4 protein-coding genes are annotated in these 8256 nt (G+C 45.2%); 3 read left to right on the top strand and 1 reads right to left on the bottom strand.

What is annotated here, in order from left to right:
* Positions 1-98 precede the first annotated feature (98 nt).
* Positions 99-1031 (bottom strand): tyrosine-type recombinase/integrase, encoded by a 933-nt coding sequence (locus BHV83_RS01270; protein WP_048927729.1) that lies wholly within the window; start codon positions 1029-1031, stop codon positions 99-101.
* A 906-nt stretch (positions 1032-1937) separates the two neighbouring features.
* Between BHV83_RS01270 and BHV83_RS01265 the strand changes: the two genes are divergently transcribed.
* From BHV83_RS01265 to BHV83_RS01255, 3 genes are read left to right on the top strand one after another with little or no spacing between them, the layout of a single operon-like run.
* Positions 1938-5132 carry a SusC/RagA family TonB-linked outer membrane protein gene (locus BHV83_RS01265; RefSeq protein WP_181987541.1) on the top strand — a complete coding sequence of 1065 codons (3195 nt, stop codon included), beginning with the start codon at positions 1938-1940 and terminating at the stop codon, positions 5130-5132.
* A 13-nt stretch (positions 5133-5145) separates the two neighbouring features.
* Positions 5146-6657, top strand: a complete 1512-nt coding sequence (locus BHV83_RS01260; protein ID WP_005865202.1) for a RagB/SusD family nutrient uptake outer membrane protein — start codon at positions 5146-5148, stop codon at positions 6655-6657.
* Positions 6658-6691: 34 nt separating this feature from the next.
* Positions 6692-8248 carry a M81 family metallopeptidase gene (locus BHV83_RS01255; protein ID WP_005865200.1) on the top strand — a complete coding sequence of 519 codons (1557 nt, stop codon included), beginning with the start codon at positions 6692-6694 and terminating at the stop codon, positions 8246-8248.
* Positions 8249-8256 lie beyond the last annotated feature (8 nt).

The following is an 8256-nucleotide window of genomic DNA, read 5'->3' as shown; positions in this document are numbered from 1 at the left end:
ATCCAACTGGAAACACAAACAAACCCTAATGATTGCTTGTTTTTTGTTATTTTTTACTACATTTGCGGCGTGAAACAAACGCTACTCACTAAGTAGCCTCATCCCACTTTCGACACATAATTATAGACACAACCAAAGCAAGTGCTATTCACCTCTGTCATTTTTTCTAAAGAGAAACTTCTCAGATAAATCTGGGTGGTCTTGATAGACTTATGCCCCAATAATTCACTGATCATTTCTATAGGGACATTTTGCTCTTTCAATGCCATGGCAAAGGAATGGCGGATCGTATAAGAAGTAACATCCGATGCTATTCCAGCGGCCTTTTTCAACGCCTTCAAATTTCGATTGAATCGGGATAGGGCCGCATTGTATTCGAGATATGCCTCATAGCCCGTCTTCGTTCCACTCAAAAAAGGGAATAAATAGCCTGAGGCCGGCTTCTTGTCACCCATTAATTCCTTGCGCATCAATTCTGCCGTATCCAAGATTTCCAGTCTCATCGGTGTGCCTGTCTTCTGCCGATTATAGTCCAATATCCCGTTTTTGATATTCCTTTCTTTTAGGTGGGCGAAGTCCACGAACGACATTCCTGCATACTGAAACAACAAACAAACGACCAGTTGTGTCTCCCTTAGCACCTCACTCTCTACCTTCACCGTCATCAACTTATGTTGGTTCTCTAAGGATAGGGATTTCTTGCGCTTACTCTCCACTCCCGTAAAAACTCCTTGGAACAAACCGGGGATATATTCCGCATCACCATCTTCGATCGCCTTGTTATAGACGCAACGGATACGACGCATATAAGTGGAAACCGTGTTGCACATGCAGCCTTTCTCCAACAAATAAGCCTCATATCGGTGAAGATTGGCCTTATTGATATCCGAATAGGAAATGTTCTCTGTTCCACTATACTTTATAAAGGAGTTCAACGCATCCTGATAACTTTTGGCGGAGGAATAACGCTTTTCCTCTCGTAACTGGGACATATACCTTCTCACCCCTTCCACGAATCCTTTCTCATCCATATCTCTCTGTTTTTAAATAATATTTGAAATGAATTGACAAATGTAACTCATACTATCTGAATGCAAAAAGAATTACCGAAACACTATCATAATGTTTACTTTCTAAACATATTTTAAACACATACTTTTTCAAAACAGTTACGTTTAAACCAATATTATGGAACTTTAGTACCCAAAATAGCACATTTTTTAGGATATATCCTGAACTTGTATGTATCTAGTCGGCTTATAATTTCTATTTCCCGGCAGATAACCGACATCTACCCGGCATCTAGTTCGGATTATCCGGCACTTGCTCTAATTTAGCTGGGGTCTACTCCTAATCTCAATCTTTTGTACACTGAAAAACGAGACTATATAGAGCCTTTGCGCTCTAGAACGGCAAAAAAGTCGACTGATTTTCAAATATCATTCAGGAGGCATTTATTAGTTTTCTGAAACAAGAGATATAATAATTCGGCGGATATTGATAAAAAGAAGGCAAACTGCAAGTATTTTCCTTCATACACATTCTATTCGTCAGGGCTTAACTACCAGAGAATCGCATATAATACACACACACCCTATCCTATCTCAAATACAAGAAGCAGAAGGAGAGAGAAATGACAAATTGACATAATTAAGCCGTATTAATGACTTCTATCGATTGAATACACAATATTAAATTAGCAGAGACTTGCTTGCAGGTGTCGTTTTTTTTCACGAATATTGCAAATCAAACAACCAAATAAACATATTTAGTTTACTAAAGTTAATCTTAAAGAAAGGAGAGCCTATGAAACAGGAACCATCATGAACCATATCTAACAGGGAAACTGGCTGGAAGATATGGCAACATAACCCAGCCAAACAAGTTTCTAAGCGCCTTTAAATCAAATAATACTAACACTAAAACATTACAAATGTATGAATGAAAATTATAAGGGGAATCCTAAACCCCGATTAAACACAAAAACTAAATTGGGCAGAGTCATGAAATTAACCTCAATCCCGCTATTTATTTTTACCACAGGGGTATACGCTTCCGTACACTCCCCAAACATGCGCATTAAAAGCGACATCAAGATTATAGAGAAACCATCAATCGTATCCACCCCGCAACAAAACACCCGTCAGATCACCGGAACCGTGATTGATGCTACCGGTATGCCGATAATTGGCGCCAATGTGATGGTAAAAGGGACAACAAACGGGACAATAACGGATATAGATGGAAAATTCACGTTGGAAGTAGCCAAAGACGCTATTTTGCAAGTGTCCTATATCGGTTATATGAACCAGGAGATTTCGGTAGGCAATAAATCGGTTTTAAGCATCTCCTTGCAAGAGGACACACAAAAGTTGGATGAGGTGGTAGTGATTGGTTACGGTACGATGAAGAAAAGTGATATCACGGGGGCTATCTCGTCCGTGAGCGAGGAGAAAATCGCTCGCCAAGCAGTGGCCAATGTTTCTACCGCATTGCAAGGCTTGGCTACCGGTGTATCCGTCACTTCCAGTTCCGGATCTCCGGGTTCCGCCGCCACGATCCGTATCAGAGGTGTCGGTACGGTAAACGACGCGGAGCCATTGTTCGTCGTGGATGGGATGCCCGTGACGGATATAAACTACCTGAACACATCGGATATACAGTCTATGGAGGTGCTTAAAGACGCTTCCGCTTCCGCTATCTACGGTTCCCGTGGCGCGAACGGCGTAATCCTTATCACTACGAAAAAAGGCGCCGCTGGAAAAACCACCGTTACGCTCGACGCATATTGGGGTATGAACAAAATATTGAATAATCTCGATTTGATGTCAGGTCCGGAATGGTACGACTATCAAGAACAGTTGAACACAGTGAGGAGCGTTCCCATCAACTTGGCCCTTGTCAATCGTAATGTTTCCACCAATTGGATGGACGAGATTACGCATACGGCCTTTATGCATAACTACAGTGTCGGCATAAGCGGTGGTAAAGAGAACGACTATAAATTCAATCTGGGCTTGAACTATATCAACCAAGATGGAACGATCAAGAAATCCAACTACGAACGGTTCAGTGTCCGTCAAAGCACGGAAAAAACGGTGCTCAAAGATCATTTGGTAGTGGGTACCAACGCGTCGATCGCAAGATCTACCGACGCAAGTATTAGCGAGCGCAACAGTAGTAATGTGTACGACTCCGACTATGGTGTCGTAAGTAACGCAATCCGTTTGGATCCGGTAACTCCCGCCCAAAACGCAGACGGTTCATATGGTTACTCTCCTTATATTGACTACTATAACCCATTGGCAAGTATCATGTATCGGGATAATCAACGGGAGAAACTTGCTTTCATCGGCAATATGTATGGGGAATGGCAGATTATAAAAGGATTGAAGTTCAAGAGTAGCTTCGGAGCGGAAATCAGAAGGGTAGACAATAAAACCTTCTCGCCTGTCTATGAGGTATCCTCAAGCCAAAGAAATTTAGAGAGTAGTTTATCGAAGTCGCAGACCAAAGGGCATTACTATACGTTCGAGAATACCCTTTCGTATGAGAAAACGTTTGCCGAGAAGCACTCCATATCCGCTCTCGTAGGTTATACCAATGAATGGGGTAAGCAGGAAACCTTGAGCGTAAATGCGAGAGATCTTATCGGAGAGTCGGATAACCTGCATTATATAGACGCTACGCTGGACAAGAACAAGACCACGGCCAGCAATAGCGCTACGGAATATGGTTTGATGTCTTATCTGGGCCGCCTACACTACGATTACAATAACAAATACCTTATTACAGCCACTTTCCGGCGAGACGGCTCCTCTAAATTCTCTTCCAAGAATCGCTGGGGTAACTTCCCCTCGTTCGCTCTAGGTTGGAGAATCGACAACGAACCGTTCTTCCAGAAATTGAACGCCGAATGGGTTTCCTCCTTGAAACTCCGCGGGGGTTGGGGACAGATCGGAAATCAGAATATCACCAATTATGTGGATCGTAGTTTGCTGTCATTGAGTACGCAATACGGTGCTTTATTCGGAGCGAGAGAGAATGAGACCTTGTATCAAGGTATTGCCGTGAGCAGATTGGGCAATCCGGATATTAAATGGGAGACCACGGAATCTCTGAATATCGGTCTTGACGCAAGCTTCTTTAACACCCGCATGGTCTTCAGCTTCGAGTATTATTACAAGACAACGAAGGACATGCTGCTGGCCGCTCCTATGCCTATCTATATGGGATATGCCAGCAACACCTACACCAATATCGGCGAGGCGAACAACCGCGGTATCGAGATGAATCTCGAGTGGAGAGACAAGACCGAAAGCGGTTTCGAATACAACGTGGGAGTAAATATGTCGACCATCCGTAACCGCATGACGAAATTGAATGGTGGCACACCAATCTCCGATGGACCATTCCGAAACGGAAGCATGTACCTCACCTATACGAATGAAGGTATGCCTATCGGCGCGTTCTGGGGCTATAAGACAGACGGGCTTATCCAAACACAGGAACAGTTGAATGCCGTTAAGCGGGCGGATTTCCAACCTAATGCCGAATTGGGCGATGTATTGTTCGTAGATACGAATGGCGATGGCAAGTTAGACTCAAGTGATAGATGCATGATCGGTAATCCTATTCCGGATATCATATACGGTATCAACATGGGTATGGCGTGGAAAGGCTTCGACCTCAATTTGCAGTTTGGTGGAACAATCGGTAATCAGATATTCAACGCGATGCGTTATTACACCTACTTCCCGAACGATATAACGAACAAGGATAGAGCGTTAATGAACTATTGGACGCCAAATAATACAAATACGGACATCCCTCGCCTGACGGCTACGGACGTAAACGACAATGACCGCTTCTCGGACATGTACGTAGAAAACGGGACTTATTTCCGCTTGAGAAACGCCCAGCTAGGTTATACCCTGCCCGCTTCTCTCACGCAGAGGATAAAACTACAAAAAGTACGTTTTTATGTAAGCGGCCAGAACTTGTTTACGATATCCAGTTACTCGGGTATGGATCCGGAAGTGGGTCAGTCCAGCTCTTTGTCTAGAGGCATAGATTACGGTATCTATCCTCAGAACATTTCATTCACCGGAGGTATTAATGTTACTTTTTAAAATTTATAATGTCATGTTTAAAAACAAATATATCATAGGAATCGTACTAGCGATTTTAACAGGATTCAGCAGTTGTGCAGATTTGGATTTAGCTCCGTTAGGAAGTCCGGAGGCTGGAGAGATATCAGAGGAAAGACAAGCTTTCTTGCGTCTGACCGCTGTCTATTCCGTCATGAAGGACTTCCGTTACACATGGTCAATGCAATGTTTCGGCGACGTGTTGTCGAATGACGCGACCTACAGCGGTTCTTCGAACGACGCACAAACCTTCACGTTGCTGGAGAATTATCAGTATCAAGCGGATCATACCGAGATCTTGAACAAATATCGGTATTCTTACCAATGTATTAATAAGGCCAATTTGTTTATACGGGATATGGAAATGGCAGACGATGCCCTATTCTCGAAATATAACAGGGAACAGATGATCGGTGAGGCCAAGTTTATTCGCGCCTATACTTATTTCGAGCTTGTGAAAACCTTTGGTGGTGTTCCTTGCTATACGGGAGTCTTGGATCTCGATCATGAGAGACTCGGACGTGCGTCTGTCGAAGAGATATACTCGGTTATCGAGCAAGACCTAAACGATGCGGTTAGCGTATTACCTAAGAAAAGTGAGGTGGCTAACTACGAGTCAAGCTATGCGGGAAGGATTACCAAAGGCGCGGCCATCGCCATGCAAACACGTATTTATCTGTATGAGAAAAAATACGATGAGGTAAAAAAGGCATTCGAGAAATTCCAGAATGAGTGCGGGGGTGAGTATAGCTTGGTCGCTCCGGAGGATTACGCTTGGCAATTCTCACTGGACGGCGAGCACTGCTCTTCTTCAATCCTTGAAGTAAATATGTATACCTCCACAACCCAAAGCGGGTATGGCGTTAATAACGGCAACCGTCACGTGCTGATGTCTATGCCCCGAAACATGACGATCGGCTTCGGTTGCGCACAACCTACACAGGCCTTGGCAGACGCTTATGATGCCGAGGGGGATATCATACGAAAGAAGACCACTCTCCTTTCCACGGAAGAGGCCATAGAGATCGAGACCGCGGCCAAAGGCGATGTGGCACCCGTTACGGACGACCGAACCGGTTGGTACAATCGCAAACTATATCTCGCGCCCGGGCAAAGAGAGGAGAATCGGGGAAATAATCAACCCACGAACCTCAGGCTTATCCGCCTCGCGGAGGTATATTTGAACTATGCCGAGGCTTGCTATTTCAGCGGCGATATCGCTAATGCGCAAAAGTATCTGAATGAGGTAAGAAGCCATGTCAACTTGGCTCCTAAAAACCATACAGGAAGCCAATTGTTTGAAGACATCATGAACGAGCGTCATCTGGAGTTTGGAATGGAAGGTTTCCGGTTCTTTGACGTGGTACGTGTAGGATGGGGCGAGAAAGTATTTAACGGAACCAAGAAGGCGGAATTTGGAGCTAAGACTCCTTTCAGCGCCGGTGCGGAAGTATTGCCTATACCTCAAACCGAGATTGATATTAGTGACGGTTTAATAACTAATTAATAAGGAAATAACAATTCGCAAAAATCATAATAGTATGAATAGGAATTTAGTATTGCTCGGAATCTGTCTCTTGGCCGTATCGTTCGTTGGAGAGGTCTTTGGACAGAAGAAAAAACCTCGTATCGGTATTGCCGGTATACAGATAGAAAACAGCGTGTTCGTCCCGAATAGGCAGCCGCTCGTAGGACACCCCGTAAGAATGCCGGACTATCTCAGCCCAGACTCCGCAATGGGACAGGCGGCCACTTGGCTTCCCACGCAGATTGGCTATGGCGGTGGAAGAGGCCCCGTGACAAAAGAATCGTACGACGCATTTGTGGAAAAAACATTGGAGATGATCAAGGCCAATATGCCCTATGACGCTTTCTGGTTTTATAACCACGGAGCTTGTAGCGTGGAAGGCGTAGCCGATCCCGAGGGCGAATTCATGGAGAAGGTGCGTAGCTTGATCGGAAACGATGTCTTGACTACCACCACGATGGACCTTCACGGAAATACGTCTTGGTTGGTAGCTCTCAACTCCGATTTGATTACGACTTATCGTCAAGCACCGCATGCGGATTCTCGCGAATCACATCGGCGAGGGGTCGTCAATTTGTTGGAACGTCTTGAGTCGGGGAAAGGACGTCCGGCATACAAGGCATGGGTTGCTGTTCCTGTCCTAGTTTCCGGCGAATGGTCGAGTACCCGTGTCGAGCCTGCGAAATCGCTGTACGCATTGGTTCCCGAGGTTGAAGCCATGCCCGGAGTGATAGACGCAGGGATCTGGATCGGTTATGTTTGGGGAGACAACCCACGGAACCAAGGAACCGTGATGGTTTACGGTGACGATGAGGAACAGGTAAAAGCCGGGGCGAAGAAACTCGCCCAGAAATTCTGGGATGTCCGTAAGCAGTTCTCGCTGGAAGCTCCGGGATATTCGCTCGAGAAATGTATCGATTTGGCAATAGCAAGCAAAAAGAAGCCTTTCTTTATCAGTGATATGGGAGATAATCCCGGCGGAGGCGGCTCAGGCGAGGTCACTTGGACTTTGGCGAGACTCTTGAAGCGTCCGGAATTCCAGACTGATAAGGGAAAGAGCGTTCTTTATTGCTCCATCCCGGGAGAAGAAGTGGTTAAGCAGGCACGTAAGGTCGGCGTAGGCGGACACGTAGAAGGCATGGTAGGTGCCATGGTCGATAATTCCTACGAAGGTCCCGTGAAATTGTCGGGTACCGTGGTTTATGTGAGTCCGGAAGAAGACAAGAACGCGGAATCATGGAGACGGAAAAGAGATATCGCTATCGTAAAGACCGGAAGCGTTTATGTGGTAGTAGGCACATCGTCTCCCACTCCAAACCTAGAGGGTTCAGGAATTGACCCGAAGGAAATGGATATCGTAATGGTTAAACAGGGTTACCTTGTAACCCAATGGTACAATATACAAGCGGATTGGGTGATGGCTTTTACAAGGGGAGGCGTGGATCAGGACTTCAAGAAGCTTCCCTATAAGAATATCGTGAGACCGATGTTCCCGATCGATCCAGACATGGCTGATCCGGAATTGAACGTTATCATGGTTCCTTCCGCCAAGCATTACTATGGCAGATAGATCGTATT

The sequence above is a fragment of the Parabacteroides sp. merdae-related_45_40 genome (assembly GCF_001915675.1).
The sequence above is the reverse complement of the archived record's forward strand: the minus strand, read 5'-3'. Positions and strand labels throughout refer to the sequence as shown.

Excerpts from the sequence above, each read along its gene's own strand:
- BHV83_RS01265 (WP_181987541.1), top strand. The coding sequence starts at position 1,938 with ATGAATGAAAATTATAAGGGGAATCCTAAACCCCGATTAAACACAAAA.
- BHV83_RS01270 (WP_048927729.1), bottom strand. The coding sequence starts at position 1,031 with ATGGATGAGAAAGGATTCGTGGAAGGGGTGAGAAGGTATATGTCCCAG.
- BHV83_RS01260 (WP_005865202.1), top strand. The coding sequence starts at position 5,146 with ATGTTTAAAAACAAATATATCATAGGAATCGTACTAGCGATTTTAACA.
- BHV83_RS01255 (WP_005865200.1), top strand. The coding sequence starts at position 6,692 with ATGAATAGGAATTTAGTATTGCTCGGAATCTGTCTCTTGGCCGTATCG.